General features: G+C 61.3%; 22 protein-coding genes. 7 read left to right on the plus strand and 15 right to left on the minus strand.

The genetic code is table 11. The features are described from left to right. Positions 1-12: 12 nt before the first annotated feature. Positions 13-282 (plus strand): DUF2188 domain-containing protein, encoded by a 270-nt coding sequence (locus AC02Y0_RS04965; RefSeq protein WP_102018015.1) that lies wholly within the window; start codon positions 13-15, stop codon positions 280-282. A gap of 53 nt (positions 283-335) precedes the next feature. Here AC02Y0_RS04965 and AC02Y0_RS04970 read toward each other — a convergent pair whose 3' ends face one another. Beyond that, a complete protein-coding gene (locus AC02Y0_RS04970) occupies positions 336-1,268 on the minus strand; it encodes a LysR family transcriptional regulator (protein WP_476382816.1) in 933 nt (310 codons plus the stop codon). A 92-nt stretch (positions 1,269-1,360) separates the two neighbouring features. On the opposite strand from AC02Y0_RS04970, the gene AC02Y0_RS04975 reads away from it, so the two are divergent. Together AC02Y0_RS04975 and AC02Y0_RS04980 are read left to right on the plus strand one after the other, a co-directional pair. Next, positions 1,361-2,398: an NAD(P)H-binding protein gene (locus tag AC02Y0_RS04975; RefSeq protein ID WP_476382817.1), complete on the plus strand. Its 1,038-nt coding sequence runs from the start codon at positions 1,361-1,363 to the stop codon at positions 2,396-2,398. After that, entirely contained in the window at positions 2,395-2,775 is a 381-nt protein-coding gene (locus AC02Y0_RS04980) for a DUF6220 domain-containing protein (RefSeq protein WP_476382818.1), read from the plus strand. Before AC02Y0_RS04975 ends, AC02Y0_RS04980 begins: the two co-directional genes overlap by 4 nt. Before the next feature lie 56 nt (positions 2,776-2,831). Here the strand turns inward: AC02Y0_RS04980 and AC02Y0_RS04985 are convergent, their stop codons facing one another. From AC02Y0_RS04985 to trxB, 4 genes are all read right to left on the minus strand, one after another. Further along, positions 2,832-3,932 carry an alkene reductase gene (locus AC02Y0_RS04985; RefSeq protein WP_476382819.1) on the minus strand — a complete coding sequence of 367 codons (1,101 nt, stop codon included), beginning with the start codon at positions 3,930-3,932 and terminating at the stop codon, positions 2,832-2,834. A 62-nt stretch (positions 3,933-3,994) separates the two neighbouring features. Continuing rightward, positions 3,995-4,288: an ArsR/SmtB family transcription factor gene (locus AC02Y0_RS04990; RefSeq protein ID WP_476382820.1), complete on the minus strand. Its 294-nt coding sequence runs from the start codon at positions 4,286-4,288 to the stop codon at positions 3,995-3,997. Between the two features lie 362 nt (positions 4,289-4,650). Then, positions 4,651-5,547: a LysR family transcriptional regulator VtlR gene (locus tag AC02Y0_RS04995; RefSeq protein ID WP_102018009.1), complete on the minus strand. Its 897-nt coding sequence runs from the start codon at positions 5,545-5,547 to the stop codon at positions 4,651-4,653. A 20-nt stretch (positions 5,548-5,567) separates the two neighbouring features. Then, positions 5,568-6,545, minus strand: coding sequence for a thioredoxin-disulfide reductase (gene trxB / locus AC02Y0_RS05000; RefSeq protein WP_476382821.1), 978 nt, complete (start codon positions 6,543-6,545; stop codon positions 5,568-5,570). Between the two features lie 237 nt (positions 6,546-6,782). On the opposite strand from trxB, the gene AC02Y0_RS05005 reads away from it, so the two are divergent. Further along, on the plus strand, positions 6,783-7,250 hold the full coding sequence (locus tag AC02Y0_RS05005) for an Lrp/AsnC family transcriptional regulator (protein WP_102018007.1): 468 nt from the start codon (positions 6,783-6,785) through the stop codon (positions 7,248-7,250). A gap of 9 nt (positions 7,251-7,259) precedes the next feature. Here the strand turns inward: AC02Y0_RS05005 and AC02Y0_RS05010 are convergent, their stop codons facing one another. From AC02Y0_RS05010 to greA, 3 genes are read right to left on the minus strand one after another with little or no spacing between them, the layout of a single operon-like run. Continuing rightward, entirely contained in the window at positions 7,260-8,216 is a 957-nt protein-coding gene (locus AC02Y0_RS05010) for a glycosyltransferase (RefSeq protein ID WP_476382822.1), read from the minus strand. A 3-nt stretch (positions 8,217-8,219) separates the two neighbouring features. After that, complete coding sequence (locus AC02Y0_RS05015; RefSeq protein WP_476382823.1) at positions 8,220-9,317, minus strand: glycosyltransferase family 4 protein; 1,098 nt, start codon at positions 9,315-9,317, stop codon at positions 8,220-8,222. A 16-nt stretch (positions 9,318-9,333) separates the two neighbouring features. Continuing rightward, positions 9,334-9,810, minus strand: a complete 477-nt coding sequence (gene greA / locus AC02Y0_RS05020; protein ID WP_102018870.1) for a transcription elongation factor GreA — start codon at positions 9,808-9,810, stop codon at positions 9,334-9,336. 269 nt (positions 9,811-10,079) lie between these two features. On the opposite strand from greA, the gene AC02Y0_RS05025 reads away from it, so the two are divergent. After that, positions 10,080-11,309 carry a putative DNA modification/repair radical SAM protein gene (locus tag AC02Y0_RS05025; RefSeq protein ID WP_476382824.1) on the plus strand — a complete coding sequence of 410 codons (1,230 nt, stop codon included), beginning with the start codon at positions 10,080-10,082 and terminating at the stop codon, positions 11,307-11,309. Continuing rightward, entirely contained in the window at positions 11,309-12,769 is a 1,461-nt protein-coding gene (locus tag AC02Y0_RS05030) for a UdgX family uracil-DNA binding protein (protein ID WP_476382825.1), read from the plus strand. Before AC02Y0_RS05025 ends, AC02Y0_RS05030 begins: the two co-directional genes overlap by 1 nt. Before the next feature lie 9 nt (positions 12,770-12,778). On the opposite strand, the gene AC02Y0_RS05035 is transcribed toward AC02Y0_RS05030, so the two are convergent. Then, on the minus strand, positions 12,779-14,323 hold the full coding sequence (locus AC02Y0_RS05035; protein WP_476382826.1) for an MFS transporter: 1,545 nt from the start codon (positions 14,321-14,323) through the stop codon (positions 12,779-12,781). A gap of 166 nt (positions 14,324-14,489) precedes the next feature. Continuing rightward, complete coding sequence (locus AC02Y0_RS05040; RefSeq protein WP_476382827.1) at positions 14,490-15,707, minus strand: DUF2235 domain-containing protein; 1,218 nt, start codon at positions 15,705-15,707, stop codon at positions 14,490-14,492. A 253-nt stretch (positions 15,708-15,960) separates the two neighbouring features. On the opposite strand from AC02Y0_RS05040, the gene AC02Y0_RS05045 reads away from it, so the two are divergent. Further along, positions 15,961-16,821, plus strand: coding sequence for a DMT family transporter (locus AC02Y0_RS05045; RefSeq protein WP_476382828.1), 861 nt, complete (start codon positions 15,961-15,963; stop codon positions 16,819-16,821). A 23-nt stretch (positions 16,822-16,844) separates the two neighbouring features. On the opposite strand, the gene AC02Y0_RS05050 is transcribed toward AC02Y0_RS05045, so the two are convergent. The 5 genes from AC02Y0_RS05050 to AC02Y0_RS05070 all read right to left on the minus strand — a co-directional run bounded on the left by AC02Y0_RS05050 (position 16,845) and on the right by AC02Y0_RS05070 (position 18,421). After that, complete coding sequence (locus AC02Y0_RS05050; protein ID WP_476382829.1) at positions 16,845-17,012, minus strand: hypothetical protein; 168 nt, start codon at positions 17,010-17,012, stop codon at positions 16,845-16,847. Between the two features lie 18 nt (positions 17,013-17,030). Beyond that, on the minus strand, positions 17,031-17,315 hold the full coding sequence (locus AC02Y0_RS05055; RefSeq protein ID WP_476382830.1) for an SRPBCC domain-containing protein: 285 nt from the start codon (positions 17,313-17,315) through the stop codon (positions 17,031-17,033). Between the two features lies 1 nt (position 17,316). Further along, the gene (locus AC02Y0_RS05060) at positions 17,317-17,757 is read right to left on the minus strand and encodes an SRPBCC domain-containing protein (RefSeq protein ID WP_476382831.1); all 441 of its coding nucleotides are present in this window, start codon (positions 17,755-17,757) and stop codon (positions 17,317-17,319) included. Then, positions 17,754-18,107, minus strand: a complete 354-nt coding sequence (locus AC02Y0_RS05065) for an ArsR/SmtB family transcription factor (RefSeq protein WP_476382832.1) — start codon at positions 18,105-18,107, stop codon at positions 17,754-17,756. The genes AC02Y0_RS05060 and AC02Y0_RS05065 overlap by 4 nt, the downstream gene beginning before the upstream one ends. A gap of 128 nt (positions 18,108-18,235) precedes the next feature. Further along, positions 18,236-18,421 carry a hypothetical protein gene (locus AC02Y0_RS05070; RefSeq protein ID WP_476382833.1) on the minus strand — a complete coding sequence of 62 codons (186 nt, stop codon included), beginning with the start codon at positions 18,419-18,421 and terminating at the stop codon, positions 18,236-18,238. Positions 18,422-18,557: the final 136 nt, after the last annotated feature.

Genomic DNA, 18,557 nt, shown 5'->3' on the forward strand with positions numbered 1-18,557 from the left:
GAGGAGAAGGCCATGGTGAAGATCATCTATGAGATCGTTCCTCATGATGGCGGTTGGGCCTACCGGCTCGGCGGCGTCTATTCGGAGGCGTTTCCGACCCATGACCAGGCCCTGGAAGCCGCACGCATCGTGATGGAAGAGCAGCAGGTCGGCGATGAGCCGGTGACCATCAGCTATCAGGATGAGAGTGGTCGCTGGCGCGAGGAATACAGCGATGGCGGCGATCGACCGGAGGTCGAGATCATCGACAGTTTCGTCGGCGAGCAGCCCCCATCCGCCTGATTTCTGGCGGAGAATAGGTCGTCATTACAGAGGCTTGTAGCCTCTTGTTCGCATCATGATTCCGGCTGACTGGCGTGTAGGGAAGGCTGCTTTGGCAGGCGCATCCAGTCGTCGAGTCCCTGGACCAGGGCGTCGAAGGTCGCGCGGAAGCGTGGCACCGTCTTCAGGTTCTCATGCATCACCACGAAGGTCTCGAGTGCGATCTCCAGCGTTCCGGGGAGCACTTCGACCAGCTCTGGGTCTCTGGCTGCGAAGGCATGCTGGCACATGCCGATGCCGAGACCCGCGCGGATGGCGGCGAGCTGGACCAGATTGCTATCAGCACGGAAGTCGAAGCCAATGCCCGCGAGGTCGGGCCGCTGCTTCAGGATGTCCCTGATATAGGCGAGCTGCCGGTCGAAGCCGATCAAGCGGTGATTGGGCAGCTCGGCTAGCGAAGAGGGAACGCCATGTCGCTCCAGATAGCGACGGTGCGCATGAAATCCCAGCGTGATCTTGCCGATGCGCCGGCTTAGCAGTGCCGACTGGCTGGGGCGCACCATGCGGATCGCGATATCCGCCTCCTGCTGGAGCAGGTCTTCGACCGTATCAGATGCGGAGAGTTCGATCTCGAGAGCCGGGTTGGCATCTTGTAGCCTCGCCAGGATCGCGGGCAGCGTCTCGGCGGCGATTACCTCGCTGGCGCTGATGCGCACCGTGCCGCGGACTTCCTCCATATCGCCGGATGCGATGCGTGCCAGCGCCGCAGACATGGCGGACATGCTGCGGGCATGCCCCTTCATGGCGAGCGCCTTTTCCGTCGGCAGCAGGCCTTGCGGCGTGCGCAGGAAGAGCGGGGCGCCAAAAGCCTCCTCCAGCGCTTCGACATGGCGTCCGGCCGTGGGTTGCGTTAGCCCAAGCGAGCGGGCGGCACCGGACAGGGAGCCGGTTTCGAGAACGGCGAGGAAGGTGCGGTAATGGTCCCAGCTGATTTGATCGATTGACATACATTTTTGTATATCAACTCTACATTCCTTGGCAATTCTGAATATCTGAAATCAGTGGCAGTCTCTCCGCAGTTCAAACACAGGAGACGACCATGACTGATCTTTCCAATGCAGCTCTCGCAAAGCCCATTGCTCTCGTTCTCGGGGCAACCGGCGGGGTAGGCGGCGCGCTCGCCGAGGCGCTGCTGCAGCGCGGCTACCGGGTGCGGGCGATGTACCGGCGGCCCGACCAGCAGATCGCTGCACGTCCGCGCTTCGAATGGGTTTCAGGCGATGCGATGAATGCCGGCGACGTTTTGCGTGCCGCCGAGGGTGCTGGAATCATCGTGCACGGTGTCAATCCGCCCGGCTATCAGAACTGGGGCAAGCTCGTCCTGCCGATGATCGACAACACGATCGCAGCCGCCCGTGCGGTTGGCGCGCGCATCCTGATGCCGGGCACGATCTACAATTTCGGCCCCGATGCGTTTCCTTTGCTCACCGAGGAGAGCAGTCAGCAGCCGCAGACGGTCAAGGGGCGGATTCGGGTGGCACTGGAGCAGCGCCTCGAGCGGGCGGCAGGTGAGGGGGTTCCGGTGATCCTCGTGCGCGCCGGCGACTTCTTCGGGCCTGACGCCGGCAACAACTGGTTCGCCCAGGGGCTGGTTCAGCCGGGCAAGCCCGTTCGCTTCGTCATGAATCCCGGCCGGAAGGGGGCGGGCCACGCTTGGGCCTATCTACCTGACGTCGCGGAAACCTTCATGCGGCTGCTGGACAGGGCCGATGCCCTGCCGCGCTTTGCCCGCTTCCATATGGACGGCTTCTACGATCACGACGGGACGCAGATGGCGAAGGCGATCGGGCGTGCTGTCGGGCGGCCTCGCATCTTCACGCTCGGTTTTCCCTGGAGGTTGGCGGGGCTTGTGCGCCGCTTCGTGCCGCTGCTGAAGGAGTTGCATGAGATGCGCTATCTGTGGCGGGAGACGATCCGCCTCGACAACAGTGCACTCGTCGAATTCCTGGGCGAGGAGCCGCACACGCCGATCGATGTCGCGGTGAATGCAACGCTGCGGAGCCTCGGCTGTCTTCCGGAGATCGCCTCTCCAGCGGTCCGCAATCATGCAACTCTGGTCGCTGGAGGCGGACAATGAGTGCCGTGACATCAATCTCGACCATGGCTCCGCTGATTTTCCGGGCTTTCGCCGTGCTCACCCTTGGTGGCATCGCCGCTCAATTCTTCCTCGCGGGCATGACGGTCTTCGGGGCAGGGACTGGATGGGAGGCCCATGCGGCAACCGGGGGAGCGGTGGGGCTGCCGATCCTCGGGCTCTTCCTGATGTCGTTCCGCGCGAGTTTACGGGCCTATCGGACCCAGGCGAGCCTGCTCTTCGGTCTCTATCTGCTGCAGTTGACGCTGGCGGCGCTCGGCCAGACCTTGCCGCTGATCGGGGCCTTGCATCCGGTCAATGGGCTGCTGATGGGATTGCTCGCATCAAGGCTGACTGTGCGCCTTCTGTCTCACATATAGTTCATGAACTGCAGATGCGAAAAGGGCTCCCGGTTTTGCCGGGAGCCCTTCGTTTCTCAGGCCAGTGCAGGATAGGTCGTGTAACCTTCCGCGCCACCGCCATACAGCGTGGCCTGGTCGAGCGGATTAAGCGCTGCGTCTTCCTTCAGGCGCCGGACGAGGTCCGGATTGGAGATGAAGGGACGGCCGAAGGCAACGAGATCGGCATAGCCGCTTTCGACGGCTTCGATGGCCGAAGCGCGGTCATAGCCGTTGTTGACAATCCAGGCACCCTTGCCGCCGGCATCACGATACGCGGCCTTGAGCGCCTTCCAGTCGAAGGGCAGGCCATCGCGCGGGCCGCCGGTCGCGCCTTCGATGACATGCACGAAAGACAGATTAAACTTCGCCAATGCCTCGACCAGCGCGGTGTAGACTGCCTTCGGATCCGGATCCGAGACGTCGTTCGCCGGGGTGGTGGGCGAAATGCGGATGCCGGTTTTGTCGGCGCCGATTTCCTTGATCACGGCCTCGACGACTTCAAGCGTCAGGCGAATGCGGTTCTCGATCGAGCCGCCATATTGATCCGTGCGCTGGTTGCTGTTCGAACGCATGAACTGTTCGAGCAGATAGCCATTGGCCGCGTGGATCTCGACGCCGTCGAAGCCCGCATCCATGGCGGCACGGGCGGCCTTGCGGTAGTCCTCGATCACGCCTGGGAGTTCGGCGGTTTCAAGGGCGCGGGGTTCGGAGGTTTCGACGAAAGCGCCGGAGCCATCGGCGTTCAAGACATAGGTCTTAGACTTTGCGGCGATGGGCGAGGGGGCAACGGGCTTGCCGTCGCCTGGCTGCAGGCTCGTGTGGGAGATGCGGCCGACATGCCAGATCTGGGTGACGATCTTGCCACCAGCGGCGTGCACGGCGTCGGTCACCTTCTTCCAGCCTTCGATCGCCTCGGACTTGTAGAGGCCCGGAACGTCTGCGTAACCCTGTGCCTGGTGGGTGATCGCCGTGCCTTCGCTGATGATCAGGCCGGCTGTCGCGCGCTGGCGATAGTATTCGACGTTCAGTTCGTTCGGCACGGCGCCCGGGGAGCGGTTGCGCGTCAGCGGCGCCATGGCGATACGGTTGGAAACGGCGGTCGTGCCGACGGATGTCGGTTCAAAAAGCTTGGACATAAAACCTCTCGGAAGCTTCCAATGATGGGAGGATTGGTCATTGGGAGACCCGATGTGGGGCGTTAGAGGGTTCCGTTCAAGGTCTTGACGAACTCAGCGATGGCATCTTCGTTGCGACGATAAAGAACACGCTGGCCAACCCGCTTGGAGCTGATCAGGCCGGCTCGCTGCAGCGTTGCAAGATGAGCTGATACCGCCGACTGCGACAGGCCGGATCGCTCGAACTGCCCGGCGCTTATACCGTCGACAGCCTCTTCCTTAGGCACGCCGAAAAATTCCTTCGGGTCCTTCAGCCAGATCAGCATTTCCATGCGTGCCGGATGTGCCAGCGCTTTCATCACGTCCTCAAGGAACATGTCCCCTCCAATTCGTACAGTCATTCGAGTTTAAGGCTGACCGAACGCTGCTCGCGCTTCGTTTACGGAGGGCGCCAGTTTTGCCTGACGCGTAAACGCAAAATGGAACATATCGTTCCATCGAGAAAACAAAAAAAGAGGGCCACCGGAAAAACCAGGGCCCTTTGAATTGTGAAGGTCAAAAACCTCCAGAGGGGAACAGCTGCTGCGGTGGAACTGGGAGGAAAAAGCCACCATGTGCATCAGCTGTGTGCGATATGGTGGTTTTTTGTGCAGTGAACAATGGTTTTTTATGCATGTCAGGCATGCATCGCTTGCAAGTCTGTTTGATGGACAACAAAAAAGGCAGCTCAAAAGCTGCCTTAGAAGTTCCAGTTGCGGGCCTTGGCGACGATGAAGTCCCTGAAAGCCTTGAGCTTCGCTGCGTTCTTGATCTCGTCCGGATAGCAGAAATAGGTATCAAACGAGGGGACGTCTGCGCTCGTGACAAGCTGCAGCAGGCCCGGGTCGCGACCGACAATATAGTCCGGCAGCATGGCGATGCCGATGCCGAGCAGGCAAGCGCGCTTGATCGAGGTGAGGCTGTTGATCTGCAGATGCGGCAGTCGCGGATTATCCGATGAGCGACCGGCGACTTCCAGCCAGTTCACATCGAGCAGGTAATTGGGGGCGGGCTCGCCGAACGTGATGATGCGGTGGTTGTCGAGATCCTCGATCGACTGCGGCTCACCATAGCGGTTGATATAGGAGGGGGCCGCATAGACGTGCATGTGCACGGTGAACAGCTTGCGCTGGATCAGGTCCGACTGCTGCGGCTGGCGCAGACGAATAGCGCAATCGGCATGGCGCATGTTCACGTCCAGCTCCTCGTTGTCGAGGATCAGCTGGATCGACATGTCGGGATAAAGCTGGAGGAATTCCTGCACCTTGTCGGTGAGCCAGCCCTGGCCGAGACCGACGGTGGTCGTGACGCGCAGCTTACCAGACGGCTTTTCGGTCGTCTCGGTCAGCTGCATCTTGACGGTCTGCAGCTTCAGGAGAACGTCATGGGCGGTGCGGTAGAGCAGTTCGCCCTGTTCGGTGAGGATCAGGCCGCGGGCGTGGCGGTGGAAGAGCTTGACGCCGATGTCCTGCTCCAGCGACGAGACCTGGCGGCTGATCGCCGACTGGGACAGATGCAGCTTGTCGGCGGCATGGGTGAAGGACCCTGCTTCCGCAGCCGCATGAAAAATGCGCAGTTTGTCCCAGTCCAGCGGCATGCCGCCCCCTCTCATGGCGGTTATTCCGCCGCTTGTTGTGTCTCGAGGGGCAAGGCCGAGAGGAAGCGTTCGGCCTCAAGGGCCGCCATGCATCCCATGCCGGCCGCAGTAATGGCCTGGCGATAGACGTCGTCGGTGACGTCACCGGCGGCGAAGATGCCGGCCACGTCGGTCGCGGTCGAATCCGGAGCGGTCCAGAGATAGCCGTTGGACTTGATCTTCAGCTTGCCCTTGAAGAGCTCGACGGCGGGCGCATGGCCGATCGCGACGAAGACGCCGTCGATCGGCATGTCGGTCACGGCGCCGGTCAGGGCATCCTTGAGCTTCACGCCGGAGACCGACGGCGGCATCGGCGGCTTGGCGGGCGCGCCGGTGATCTCGTCGACCGTGGTGTTCCAGAGAACGCGGATGTTCTCCTTCGCGAAGAGGCGCTCCTGCAGGATCTTTTCCGAACGGAAGCTGTCGCGGCGATGTACGACGGTGACCGACTTGCAGATATGCGAGAGATAGAGGGCTTCCTCGACGGCGGAGTTGCCGCCGCCGACGACGATCACGTCCTTGTTGCGATAGAAGAAGCCATCGCAGGTGGCGCAGGCGGATACGCCGAAGCCCTGGAAATGCTGTTCGCTTTCGATGCCGAGCCACTTGGCCTTGGCACCAGTGCAGATGATCAGCGTGTCTGCGGTCCAGACCTGGCCGCTGTCGGTCTTCACCGTGAAGGGACGATTGACAGTGTCGACTTCGGTCACGAGATCGCTGACGATTTCGGTGCCGACATGGATGGCCTGGTTGAGCATCTGCTCCATCAGCCAGGGACCCTGGATCGGATCCGCAAAGCCCGGATAGTTCTCCACATCCGTGGTGATCATCAACTGGCCGCCCTGTTCCATGCCGGCGATCAATACCGGCTTCAGCATGGCGCGGGCAGCATAGATGGCGGCGGTGTAGCCGGCAGGGCCGGAGCCGATGATCAGCACCTTGGTGTGGCGGGCAGTCATATCGCTTCCTTTCAACGCGCGGTCCGTCTTTTCGACCGGGGCCTCGATATGGGGCTCACCCAGTCATCGCGCAACTGTCGCCCATTTAGGATCGAAGCGAAGCGCAGATCAAGGCGCTCGGCTGCATTAGCAACAGAGCTTTGCGCTGGCGCGCAATAATTGTGCGTGAGTGCGGAGGATTCTTGCCAATTCCAATCGTTGGAGTAGATAACGGACACATCTTTAAAAGGAGCGGCTGTGCTCAAGGTAGAACTCGACGCCATCGACCTGCGAATTCTGAAAGAATTGCAGCGGGACGGGCGGATGACCAATGTGGAACTGTCAGAGCGTGTCGGCATCTCCGCGCCGCCCTGCCTGCGCCGCGTGCGCAAGCTGGAAGAGGCGGGCGTCATCGAAAGCTATCATGCTGACTTGAACGCGAGCCGGCTTGGCTATGATCTCGTTGCCTTTTGCATGGTGGGGCTGAAGCACCAGTCGGAGGCCAATCTCAAGGCCTTTGCCGCGGCCACCGACAGCTGGCCCATCGTGCGCCAGGCCTGGATGGTGAACGGCGACAGCGACTTCCTGCTGCATTGCGTGGCGGAAAACCTGACGCGCTTTCAGGACTTCGTCATCGAAGTGCTGACGGCGAACGAACATGTCGACACGGTCAGGACCATGCTCACGATCCGGCAGGTGAAGAAGCTGGGGATGGTGGAGATCTGAGACCGCGTCTCAGTAAGGTTTCAGCGCTTCCGCAAGTCGCGTGCGGAAACCGGCGTCGATTTCCAGAAAACGCTTGCGTGCGGCTGAGCCCAGCCTCTGCTTTTCCGTGATGTCCATCCGCATCAGGCTCTCGATAACTTTCTCCATCGCTTCGAGATCGACGAGATAGTTGGTGCCGAGGTGCCGCGGTTCGGTGCTGCCATAGGCAATCAGGATGCCGCAATCTGACGAAACGTGCTCGTTCATCGGTGGGCCGTCGGTGGTGACCGTGACCGCGCCGACCGACAGCGCTTCGATCAGGTGATGCCCCCAGCCTTCCGACCGGGACGGGCAGAGATGTATGCCGCAGCTGTTCTGCAACTGCCTGAGTTCTGCATCGGTGATGTAGCCGCTGACGACGCGGATATTGGCAATGGAGGCCGCCTTCGGATGCGGATCACGCTGCACCAGCACCAGTTCGGGCCATTCCGGGTGGCGCGACCACAATTCGATGACGTCTTCCGTGCCCTTAAGTGTGCTTCCGCCTGCGAGATGGAAGAAACTGTTCCAGTTTTTCGGCACGCCCTCATCGAGACGGTCCTCGGAGGTGAAGCCGACATAAGCCGTGGGAACGCCAAGGTCGCGAAAGATCTGTTCGGCATGGCGGCTCTTGGCAAGCACCAGGTCTATGCCTTTCAGCCGGCCGAGGTGTCGGCGGGGAAAGCGCTCCTGGTTCGGGCAGAGCAGATTGTGCCGGGCGGCGCTGTACCAGTGCGGGAAAGCGCGTTCGATATGGATGATCATGTTGGCCTGCTTGCGGCCGAACAGCCAATCCAGAAAGCCGCGTGCCCGGATTCCTTTGGTAGCCACGCCTTGTGCGCGCCCGATCGAAACGAGTGCCTCCATCAGAAGGTTCGTGTCGCGCGTCAGCCCGAAGCTGTTGTCCTTATTGACGATGAGGATCTTGAGGAGATCGCGCGGCGCCATGGTTCAGGCTTCCTCGGTCTTGGCACTGGTGCGGGGCAGGGCATTGCCGAGCAGACCGGAGTAAACCTCTGCAAGCTGGTCGGCTTCGCGCGACAGTCCGAAGGATTCCATCACGTGTTCTCGGCCCTTGCGCCCGGCCTGCATCGCCTTCTGCGGCTCCATGAATGTCGAGATGGCATCGCGCAGGCGTTCGAAGTTGCCTGCCGGCACGACCGCTCCCGTCTCACCTTCGAGGATCATATCCGCATAGGCGCCTGCATCGCTGGCGACGACGGCAGTGCCGGAGGCCATGGCCTCAAGCGGCGTGAGGCCAAAGCCTTCGTTGCGCGACGGCGCAACATAGAGCGTCAGGCGACGATACCACGGCTTGATGTCATCGACCTCGCCGAGAAAACGGATCCGGTCGCTCAGGCCGGCGGCGGCGATCTCTGCCCTGAGCTCGTAGGCGAAACCGGCATGCTCTGCTGTCACACGGCCGGAAATCACGGCCGTCCAGTCGGGATTATCAGGCAATAGCGCTATCATCGCCCGGACAAAGATATCCGTGCCCTTCTGATGGCGCACCCGGCCAAAGCAGCCGATGAGGCGGCGGCCCTTCAGATACTCGGGAATGGTGGTGTCGATCTCTTCAGACGGGTGGAAAAGATCAAGGTCCACGCCATGGCGAATGACGCGGTGCGGAACCCTAAGAAAGGAACCGGACTTGGCGTTCGTCGCGACCACACCGTCCATCTTCGAGATGAGCCAGCGGGTGTAGCTGCTGTGGTGTCTCTGGGCCGCAGACGTGAAGAGCAGCTTCAGCGGCATGCGGAACAGGTCTCGCAGAATGAGGCCCGCCAGCATTTCATTGTTGCGACGAGCGTGCCAGACACGGTTCTTCCTGCCCTCCGGTGCGCGCCAGAGCTTCCAAAGGTCGCGGAAACGTAGGTGCGGGAGATGGGCCGGGAGACCCGGTCCGAGAACCGCGACCTTCTGGCCGAGGCGGTTCTGGACAGGTACGAGCTGGATGATTGTCGAGGTGACGCCGGAAAGGCGCTGCTTGAAGTTTGGTGCGATAACGTGGACCCCTGCAGGGTCCACGTAAATCTTTCGCTTAGGCATCACAGGGACCGGTCCATCAGCCCCACTTGACCGCGAGGATCTCGTAGGCCTTGGAGCCGCCCGGGGCGACAACTTCGATGTTGTCGCCGACTTCCTTGCCGATCAGGGCGCGGGCGATCGGGGAAGAGATCGAGATGCGGCCGGCCTTCACGTCGGCTTCCTGGTCGCCGACGATCTGGTAGGTCTTCTCTTCGTCGGTGTCTTCGTCGATCAGCTTGACGGTCGCGCCGAACTTGATCGTGGAGCCGGACATTTTCGAGAGGTCGATGACTTCTGCGCGGGCGATCAGATCCTCGAGTTCGCCGACGCGGCCCTCGTTGTGGCTCTGAGCTTCCTTGGCTGCGTGATATTCCGCATTTTCGGAAAGGTCGCCATGGGCGCGCGCCTCTGCGATCGCCTCGATGATGCGCGGACGCTCTTCCTGCTGGCGCCAGCGCAACTCTTCGTTGAGCTTGGCGAAGCCGTTCTGCGTCATCGGTACCTTTTCTACCATTTCTTTATCCTTCGTCTTCATGGCCGCAGGCGCGGGCACAAAAGAAAACAGGTTCCGAAGCAAAGCTGCGGAACCGTGTCACAAATCAGGTTGACCAACACTATAGCAGAATGCCCGCCGCAATTTCCAGAGTTTTCGACATGCCGCCTCCGACCGCTCGTTTCTGCGCCAAAAAGTCGAGCAATATCAGAGGGCAAAGTCGTGGACGGACGGAATGCCGCAGGGGAGTTTCTTGACGAAAGTCATGAGAACGTTTAGAGAACGAACTTATGAAGAAGTCGCTCAAAGAACGCCTCGCCATTCTCTCCGACGCCGCGAAATACGATGCATCCTGCGCGTCCAGCGGGACGACGAAACGCGACTCGTCGGCCTCGGGTGGTCTCGGTTCGACAGAAGGGTCGGGCATTTGCCATGCCTACGCCCCTGACGGGCGTTGCATCTCGCTGTTGAAAATTCTGCTCACCAACTTCTGCATTTACGATTGCGCCTATTGCATCAACCGGTCCTCCAGCAATGTGGAGCGTGCTCGCTTCACCCCTGACGAAGTGGTGTGGCTGACCATCGAGTTCTATCGTCGCAATTATATCGAGGGCCTGTTCCTGTCGTCCGGCATCATCCGATCGTCTGATGACACGATGGCCGAGATGGTCAAGGTCGCCCGGGATCTCCGGACGAAGCATGACTTTCGCGGCTATATCCATCTGAAGACGATCCCGGAGGCCTCCGCCCATCTCGTCGAAGAAGCCGGTCTCTATGCCGATCGCCTGTCGATCAATATCGAGCTTCCGACCGATCACGGACTGGAGCGCTATGCACCGGAGAAGCGGCCTGTGAACATTCGCCGTTCCATGGCCGACTTGCGGCTCAAGATCGACGAAGCACGCGAGCCGACGCATACCGGTCGTCGCAAGAAGTTCGTGCCCGGCGGGCAGAGCACGCAGATGATCGTCGGGGCTGATGGCGCCGATGATGCGACCATTCTTGGATCGAGTGCCCGGCTCTACAGCAGCTACGGACTGAAACGTGTCTACTATTCGGCTTTCAGCCCGATCCCGGACAGTTCGCGCAATCTGCCGCTGATCAAGCCGCCGCTGATGCGTGAGCACAGACTCTACCAGGCGGACTGGCTCTATCGCTTCTATGGATTCTCGGTCGAGGAGATCGCCTCGATCGGGCAGGGCGGTATGCTCGATCTGGAGCTTGATCCGAAACTCGCCTGGGCGCTCGCTAATCGCGACCGGTTTCCCGTCGATGTGAACAAGGCGGACCGCGAGACGCTTTTGCGGGTGCCGGGCTTCGGCACGAAGACGGTGAATGGGCTTTTGTCGGCGCGGCGCCATAGGCGCGTGCGTCTGGAAGATCTGTCACGGCTGGGCGTGTCCTTGAAGAAGGTGCGGTCCTTCATCGTGGCCGAAGGCTGGTCGCCGCATAGCAGCCTCGACCGCTCGGATCTGCGCGCCGTGTTCGCGCCGCCCGCCCAACAGCTGTCGCTGTTCTGATGCGCACGGTTACGCTCGAGGGACAGGGCGATTTCGCTGAGTGGCGTGATGCGGCCCGGCGGCTGCTTGTCGATGCAATCGCGCCCGATCAGGTCCGGTGGCAGCTATCGGGGCAGGGGCGCGATCTCTTCGGATCCATGGCGGAAGCGACGACAAAGGAAGGCGGAACGTCTGAGATTGTCGTGCCGAAGGGCTTCATCGAGGCCGCGGAAGCGGCGATCTGCCATTCGGATCCGGATCGTTTTGCACTTCTCTATCGTATTCTCTGGCGGCTGCAGGAGGAGCGCAGCCTTCTACAGGTTTCCTCCGATGTCGACATTTCTCAGCTGACGCGACTGATCAAGAATGTCAGGCGCGACAGCCACAAAATGAAGGCCTTCGTGCGGTTCCGCGAGGTGGAAGGCGTGCAGGCGGCGCGTCGGCGTTTCGTCGCCTGGTTCGAGCCGGAGCATTTCATCGTCTCGCGCACGGCTGGCTTCTTTCAGCGGCGCTTCACCGACATGGACTGGCTGATCGCAACGCCCAAGGGGTCGGCGGCGTGGAACGGCGAGGAGTTGAAGACCTCGCGTGAGCCGGCTGCCCGGCCAGAGGCCGAGGATGAGACGGACGAACTCTGGCGCACCTATTTTGCCAATATCTTTAATCCGGCACGCTTGAAGATCCGGGCCATGCAGTCGGAGATGCCGAAGAAATACTGGAAGAACATGCCGGAGGCGTCGCTCATTCCGGATTTGATCGCGGGCGCCGAACGTCGGGTGGCCGAGATGGCGGCGCGGCAGGCCAGCCAGCCGCCTGCCTTTCACGAGCGGTTGCAGGCGCAATGGCGTGGGCGGGAGGAAGAGGGTGGGGACGCCGATCTCTCACCATTGGCGCGGCTGCGTGAAGAAGCAGCTGTGTGCACGCGGTGTCCCTTGCATTGCCATGCGACGCAGACGGTGTTTGGGGAGGGGCCTCAGCGGGCCGATATCATGTTTGTCGGAGAGCAACCTGGGGATACCGAGGATCTGGCGGGCAAGCCCTTTATCGGCCCAGCGGGCCAAGTGTTCGACGAGGCGGTGGAGGCGGCGGATATCGAGCGGGGCGAGGTCTACGTCACCAATGCCGTCAAGCATTTCAAATATGAGCGGCGCGGCAAGCGCCGCATCCATATGCGTCCCGATGCCGGAGAGGTCGCTCATTGCCGCTGGTGGGTGGCCAAGGAGATCGAGGTGATCAAGCCGCGCATCGTGGTGGCATTGGGGGCAACCGCTTATCTTTCCCTCACCGGAGAAAGCCGCCCGATCGCTGAAGTGCGCGGCATGCCGATCCCGATGCAGGATGACCGCATGCTGCTCGTTACCACGCACCCCGCTGCAATCTTGCGGATGCCGGATGCGGATCTGAAAGCGCGCAGCCTTGCAGCCTTCCGGTCCGATCTGCAGGGCGTGAAGCGTCTTCATGAGACACTGCCTGCAGTTTGACCACGGTCTTCAATGCCCGCCGATGCGGCTTTCGTCCAGTTCGGTGCGTGCATAGACACGCGCGGCGATTGCCGCGAGCAGGAGCAGGGTGACGGTTGCCAGCGCGCAGCAGAGCGCGAAGCCGCCGGCATAGCTTTCTCGTGCCATCACGATCCAGGGGGCAGCTTCGTTGCCGGTGCTGCGCGCGACTTCGAGTGCCGTGCCAAGCGCTGATGTGACCGCTGACTGGTTCTCCGGGGAAAGACCGCTGAGGTCCGCCGTCTGCATGCCGAAGCGATAGAAGAGCGTGCCGAGGCTGCCGAGAACAGCCACGCCCAGCGCGCCGCCGAATTCCGCGCTGGTCTCCGAGATGGCGGAGGCCGATCCAGCACGCTCCGGCGGGGCCGTGCCAACGATCAGGCCTGTTGTCGTCAGGATCACGGGCACAAAGCCGAGGCCCATGATCATGCTGGCGCCGAGCACGCCGACGAGGCTCGAATTCCAGGCGGCGATCGCCATCAGTCCTGTGCCGAGCGCATTGACGACGAGGCCCAGCAGGACTGTTTTCACCGGCCCCAACCGATTGGTCACGCGCCACGCCTGAAAGGACATGACGGTGAAGACCAGCGAGGAGGGGATGGACCAGAGGGCAGCCTCGAGCGGGGTCAGGCCGATCACGAGCTGCAGGAAGAGGTTCTGGAACAGGAAGATGCCGAAGATGAAGAAGACGCCCGCGAGATTGACCATCAGCGAGGCGGTAAAGGCCGGGATCCTGAAGAGCGCGAGGTCGATCATCGGGTGCTCCAGCACCTTCTGGCGCTTCACGAAGACGACGCCGACGGCGAGACCGAAGAGAATGGGGAGAAGCTGGATCAGCTCGAAGCCTTCGGCGGCCATCTTCTTGAAACCGTAGACGACGGGAAGGACGGTCAGGAGCGACAGCGCGACGCTCAAGAGGTCGAGGCGGCCGGCATTTTCGTCCTTGTATTCCGGCAGCAGGAAGGGGGCGCTTGCGAGAAGTGCTGCCATGATCGGGACGTTGATCAGGAAGACCGATCCCCAATGGAAATACTGCAGGAGCACGCCGCCGATAAGCGGACCAATCAGGCCGCCGAGCGCAAAGGCCGTCCCCCAGATGCTGATCGCGCGGTTACGCTCCTGCTCGTCGCGGAACAGGTTGACGACGAGCGAAAGCGTGGAGGGGGCGATGGTGGCGCCGGCAATGCCAAGCAGGGCGCGGGCCACGATCAGCATCGAGGCGGTGTTGGCGAAGGCCGCGAAGACCGAGGCTGCGCCGAAGAAGAAGGCGCCGATCAGGAGCACCTTGCGGCGGCCGATGCGATCGCCGAGCGTGCCCATCGTGACCAAGAAGCCGGCGACCATGAAGCCGTAGATATCGTTGATCCACAAAAGCTGGGTGGCCGAGGGATCGAGGTCTGCCACGATCGCGGGCATGGCGAGGAACAGGACCGAGAGGTCCATCGAATAGATCAGGCAGGCAATGGACAGGATCAGAAGGCCGATCCACTCCCGCTGCGTCGCCTTTTCGGCGGGGGCGTCAATCGTCGCGGACATACGAATATCTCGAGTTTCAAACTTCAGCAGAGTGCCGTAGCGGCAGGCTTTCGACAAACGTCAAATTTTGATGGAACGCTTGAGCTGTTTTTATGGGTGCACTGGATCCTATCCTGCTCAGATCCTGGCAAATGCGGCGCGAGACGAGACGTGAAGGCCTCTGCGATCATTCCACAAAGACGACACCTGCGGGGAGATTTGGCGGGTTGTAGGACGTTGCGTTCTGACGAAGGCGGACGGAAGCGTGGATGAGGGCCTCCTGTGGGATGAGGCGGTAATCCTGGCGTGGAAGATAGATACCCCCGGCAGACCTGCCGCGGTTTCGCCAGGAGGTGGACGGGATCCGTCTCGGCAGCCATTCGACAAAGGGCCAGAGCTTCTTCATGGAATCGTGGAGTGGTGCTGTGGCATCCGGCGCGACATATTTGGTGTTGCCTTTGCCCTCGACCAATTGCTCGACCATGCGCGGACGATAGATGAGCCCGGTGGTCTTCGTCTCCTTGATCATCCATTGCAGCGGGATCTTGATCTGCGCGCTTGCCTTCTCGGGCTCTCCCCCGCCGACATCACCATGGACGCCTGCAAACCAGACTTCCTTCACGTCCTGCGGCCGGATCGCTTCCGAATTTCTCGGCTGAAACGGCCCACCCCAATAGGGTTGACCAGACGGCCAGAGTTCGGGCTGAAACATCGTGCGCCGTTCATCGATGGCCACGGCATGGCGGACCATTTCGACGCTTGCATTGCGATGGGTGAAGGGATGGGTCTTCAACTGCGGGCCCCACTTTCCGGGCTCGATCACCGAGGCGACGGTGTCGAACAGGCCCAGCAGGCGGATCGGCGGACGGTCATTGCGGAGGGTCCGCTCGTAGAGGCGCATGCTGTCGAAGGCGGAAGGGGCGTCCCCTGTCGCCTGTTTCTGCGTCTTCTGTTCGTGCTCGGAGATGCCCTTGTATGTGCGGTAGGCGTAGTCGAGCAGATTGAGGTGGATCTTCTTCGTCAGGCCGAAGGCATGGATGAAGCCGGCGAGAACCCGCGCGGTATAGGCACCGCGGCTGAAGCCGAAGATGTAGATGCGGTCTCGGTCGGTGTGGCGACCGTCGCTATCGACAGGGCCTGCATCGTAGTGGTCGACGAGGACGCGGTAGGCTTCCTTGACATTCTCATCCAGCCCCCAGCCCGTGGCCAGTCCCCAGACTTCTGAGGCTCCGCGATGCATCTTTGACCAGGCATTGGCGGCGCCGAAGGTTCCGACCCCAGGATCGTAATAGACGATCTGCTCCTCGGAGCGCCTCAGGCAACCGAACAGGCGCAGGTTGTTGGTACGGTCTGCAGAAATTTCGTTGGAGGTCCCGTCGAACAGAATGACGATGTTCTTCGACATTTCATTTCTCCCGTTGCGCCCGTGATCGTGTAATGGGTCATCTTGGTTGCATTTCGTAGATTGTGCAACTTAATTTGACGAAGCTCCCGACGGGGTTCTGACGTCAGAGTTTTGGGACGAAGCCCTTGATCTCGCTTGTCAGATGGCAGCTTTTTGGCAGTCCTGGCTTGTAAAGCCCGGGGACCTCACGTTTAACAGGCGCGCGGCGCTCTTCGACAGACCAGTGCCGGCCACGGCGTGGAGGAGAGCCTTGTTGCAATCGACATTCGTTCTGACCGCGGTGGCGATGCTCGCCTTTGCCGCCAACTCGTTGCTTGCGCGCGAGGCGCTGGGCACTGTGTCGATCGAGGCGGCCGGGTATACGGCGGTCAGGATCGTCTCCGGCGCCATTGTGCTTTACGCCCTGATGCGGCGTGGCGGAACTGCGACACGTCCGGACGGGCAGGCTGTGTTGCCTGGCGACTGGTGGGCAGCGGCGGCACTTTTTGTCTATGCCATCGCGTTTTCGGCCGCTTATCTTTCTCTGGGTGCCGCGACCGGCGCGCTCATCTTGTTCTCGTCCGTCCAGGTCAGCATGCTGGCCTTTGGCCTGCTGCGCGGTGACCGGCCCAACCTTCACGAAGGGATTGGTTTTGCAGTTGCTTTTGCGGCCTTCGTCTACCTGATCCTGCCGGGTGTCGGGCGTCCGGATCTCGGAGGGAGCCTTCTGATGATTGCCTCCGGCATTGCCTGGGCGGTCTATACCCTGCGCGGGCGTGGCTCCCGCGATCCGATCGGCGAAACCGCCGGCAATTTCGTGCGAGCCTCGGCATTCTGTCTGCCGCTCGCGGTTTTCGCTGTTTTCTACGAGACCACGACGATGACCGGGCTGGTGCTTGCGCTTGGCTCTGGCATCATCGCGTCCGGGCTCGGCTACTCCATCTGGTACCGGGCGCTGCGGGGTCTGACGACATTCCGGGCGGCGCTGATCCAGCTTTCAGTGCCGGTCATCGCCTCGCTCGGCGCGATCCTGTTTCTCGATGAGCGGCTGACGCTGCATTTCGTGGTCGCCGGTGCCTTTGTCATCGGTGGCATCGCCTTTGCCATTCTCGCAAAGCAGCAACGTCAGGCCTGAAACCAGGCTGACGAGAAGGCGCCTCAGCTTGAGGCGCTGATATCCCGGGCGTAGGCGTCTAGGCGGGCCAGCGTCTGTTGGCCTCCCTCGACCGCTCCGAATTTCAACGTCGCGTCGCGCGCTTCAGGCGTGGCGAAGATCAGGGTGAGGGTGACACGGCTCTGGTCGCCTTCAGGTTTGAGCGTGATCACGCCGTGGAAATGTGCGGCCTAGCCCATCTCGCCACCGTGTTCGTAGGCGATCAGTGTGGGTGGCGTGATCTCCTGATAGCGGATCCAGTTGGGCCAGTCCTTACCGTCGGGACCATGCATGGTGTAGCGCCAGAGCCCGCCGATGGAGAATTCCATCTCATGTGTCTCGTTGCGGAAGCCATCCGGGCCCCACCAGGCATCGAGGTGGCGCGCATCGGTGAACATCTCGAAGACGAGATCGATCGGCGCCCCGACCAGACGCTCGACCTGAAGAATACGGGCAGGATCCAGTTCCGTGGCCATCTCAGCCTTCCGCTTCCAGCAGCACCTGTTCGAGGCGCTCGAAATTCTGCTCGTTTGCCGCGTGGATGAACTTTTGCAGTTCCCGGTTCTCATCCGTCGGTTCGAACTGCATGCGCCATGTGAGGCGCGTGCCTTGTTCGGCTTCCTCGAATGTCATCTCCAGCGTGAAGACATGCATCGGTTCATGGTGGTGGGCGACCAGCCGTCGTGCCGGTTCGATCTCATGGAAGGTCCAGCGGTTTGCAAAATCGGTGCCGTCCGAGGATGTCATCGTCACGCGCCAGTCACCGCCGACGCGGAAATCGAATTCGTCGATGCGATTGGTGAAGCCATGCGGTCCCCACCAGAGCGCGAGTGTCTTGGGATCAGCGACCGCATTGAACACGGCGGTGGGTTCTGCGGAGAGCAGGCGCTCGTTTACGATTTCCAGCTTTTCGGTCATGTCTCGTCTTCCTTCACGTCTTCGCGTTCTTTCTGGATCGCCGCCAGGTAATCCTCCAGGCGATCGAAACGCTGCTCCCAGAGCCTGCGGTAGTCGCCCAGCCATCCATCGACAGCCTTCAAGGGTTCAGGTTCAAGCCGGCAGGGGCGCCATTGGGCGCTTCGGCCGCGCGAAATCAGCTTCGCGCGCTCCAGCACCTTCAAATGCTTGGAGATGGCCGGCAGGCTCATGGCAAAAGGCTCCGCCAACTCGTTCACCGTTGCCTCGCCGGTCGACAGGCGCGCAAGGATGGCGCGGCGCGTCGGGTCCGCCAGGGCGGCCAATGTCAGGGACAGGGGATCGCTGCTCATGATTAGCCATCAGGTTAATTAACTGTTTGGTTTACTACCGCGTCTGGTGAGAGGCGTCAAGCTCTGGTGGAGATGAGCGAGGGGTCGAGTGGTCAAGCAGAAGAGTGCGTGTGACGGAGGGCCTACAATCAGCCGAAGAATTCGAGAAGTGCGGAGATAACCGTGGCTCCGCCGATCGGGGCAACGAACAGCAGGAAGATGTTGAAGCCGACGATCATCATCAGCGTCTTCTGCTGGCGGGGTGTCAGGGAGGGGCGGTCCGGTTCTGCCGGCGGGTCCGGTGGCGGCGTGTAGTTGTTGAGGTCGAGAAACATGGCGGTGGACCTGTCTCGTCTGCCGGTCAGGAGGAGCGATCACCCTTACATAGGCGGCGGAGATGGATTTCCAGCTGGGGCGATCAGGACTTTAGCCTTGGCTTCAATAAACATTGCCTACAAACAAAAATCGCCG

The sequence above is a fragment of the Allorhizobium sp. nf9_anc genome (assembly GCF_056323085.1).

Coding starts and splice junctions, on each gene's coding strand:
- AC02Y0_RS05055 (WP_476382830.1), bottom strand. CDS start 17,315: ATGGCCACGGAACTGGATCCTGCCCGTATTCTTCAGGTCGAGCGTCTG.
- AC02Y0_RS05060 (WP_476382831.1), bottom strand. CDS start 17,757: ATGACCGAAAAGCTGGAAATCGTAAACGAGCGCCTGCTCTCCGCAGAA.
- AC02Y0_RS05035 (WP_476382826.1), bottom strand. CDS start 14,323: ATGTCCGCGACGATTGACGCCCCCGCCGAAAAGGCGACGCAGCGGGAG.
- AC02Y0_RS04990 (WP_476382820.1), bottom strand. CDS start 4,288: ATGTTCCTTGAGGACGTGATGAAAGCGCTGGCACATCCGGCACGCATG.
- AC02Y0_RS05015 (WP_476382823.1), bottom strand. CDS start 9,317: ATGCCTAAGCGAAAGATTTACGTGGACCCTGCAGGGGTCCACGTTATC.
- AC02Y0_RS05070 (WP_476382833.1), bottom strand. CDS start 18,421: ATGTTTCTCGACCTCAACAACTACACGCCGCCACCGGACCCGCCGGCA.
- greA (WP_102018870.1), bottom strand. CDS start 9,810: ATGGTAGAAAAGGTACCGATGACGCAGAACGGCTTCGCCAAGCTCAAC.
- AC02Y0_RS04965 (WP_102018015.1), top strand. CDS start 13: ATGGTGAAGATCATCTATGAGATCGTTCCTCATGATGGCGGTTGGGCC.
- AC02Y0_RS05040 (WP_476382827.1), bottom strand. CDS start 15,707: ATGTCGAAGAACATCGTCATTCTGTTCGACGGGACCTCCAACGAAATT.
- AC02Y0_RS04985 (WP_476382819.1), bottom strand. CDS start 3,932: ATGTCCAAGCTTTTTGAACCGACATCCGTCGGCACGACCGCCGTTTCC.
- AC02Y0_RS05065 (WP_476382832.1), bottom strand. CDS start 18,107: ATGAGCAGCGATCCCCTGTCCCTGACATTGGCCGCCCTGGCGGACCCG.
- AC02Y0_RS05025 (WP_476382824.1), top strand. CDS start 10,080: ATGAAGAAGTCGCTCAAAGAACGCCTCGCCATTCTCTCCGACGCCGCG.
- AC02Y0_RS04980 (WP_476382818.1), top strand. CDS start 2,395: ATGAGTGCCGTGACATCAATCTCGACCATGGCTCCGCTGATTTTCCGG.
- AC02Y0_RS05030 (WP_476382825.1), top strand. CDS start 11,309: ATGCGCACGGTTACGCTCGAGGGACAGGGCGATTTCGCTGAGTGGCGT.
- AC02Y0_RS04970 (WP_476382816.1), bottom strand. CDS start 1,268: ATGTCAATCGATCAAATCAGCTGGGACCATTACCGCACCTTCCTCGCC.
- AC02Y0_RS04975 (WP_476382817.1), top strand. CDS start 1,361: ATGACTGATCTTTCCAATGCAGCTCTCGCAAAGCCCATTGCTCTCGTT.
- AC02Y0_RS04995 (WP_102018009.1), bottom strand. CDS start 5,547: ATGCCGCTGGACTGGGACAAACTGCGCATTTTTCATGCGGCTGCGGAA.
- trxB (WP_476382821.1), bottom strand. CDS start 6,545: ATGACTGCCCGCCACACCAAGGTGCTGATCATCGGCTCCGGCCCTGCC.
- AC02Y0_RS05010 (WP_476382822.1), bottom strand. CDS start 8,216: ATGGCGCCGCGCGATCTCCTCAAGATCCTCATCGTCAATAAGGACAAC.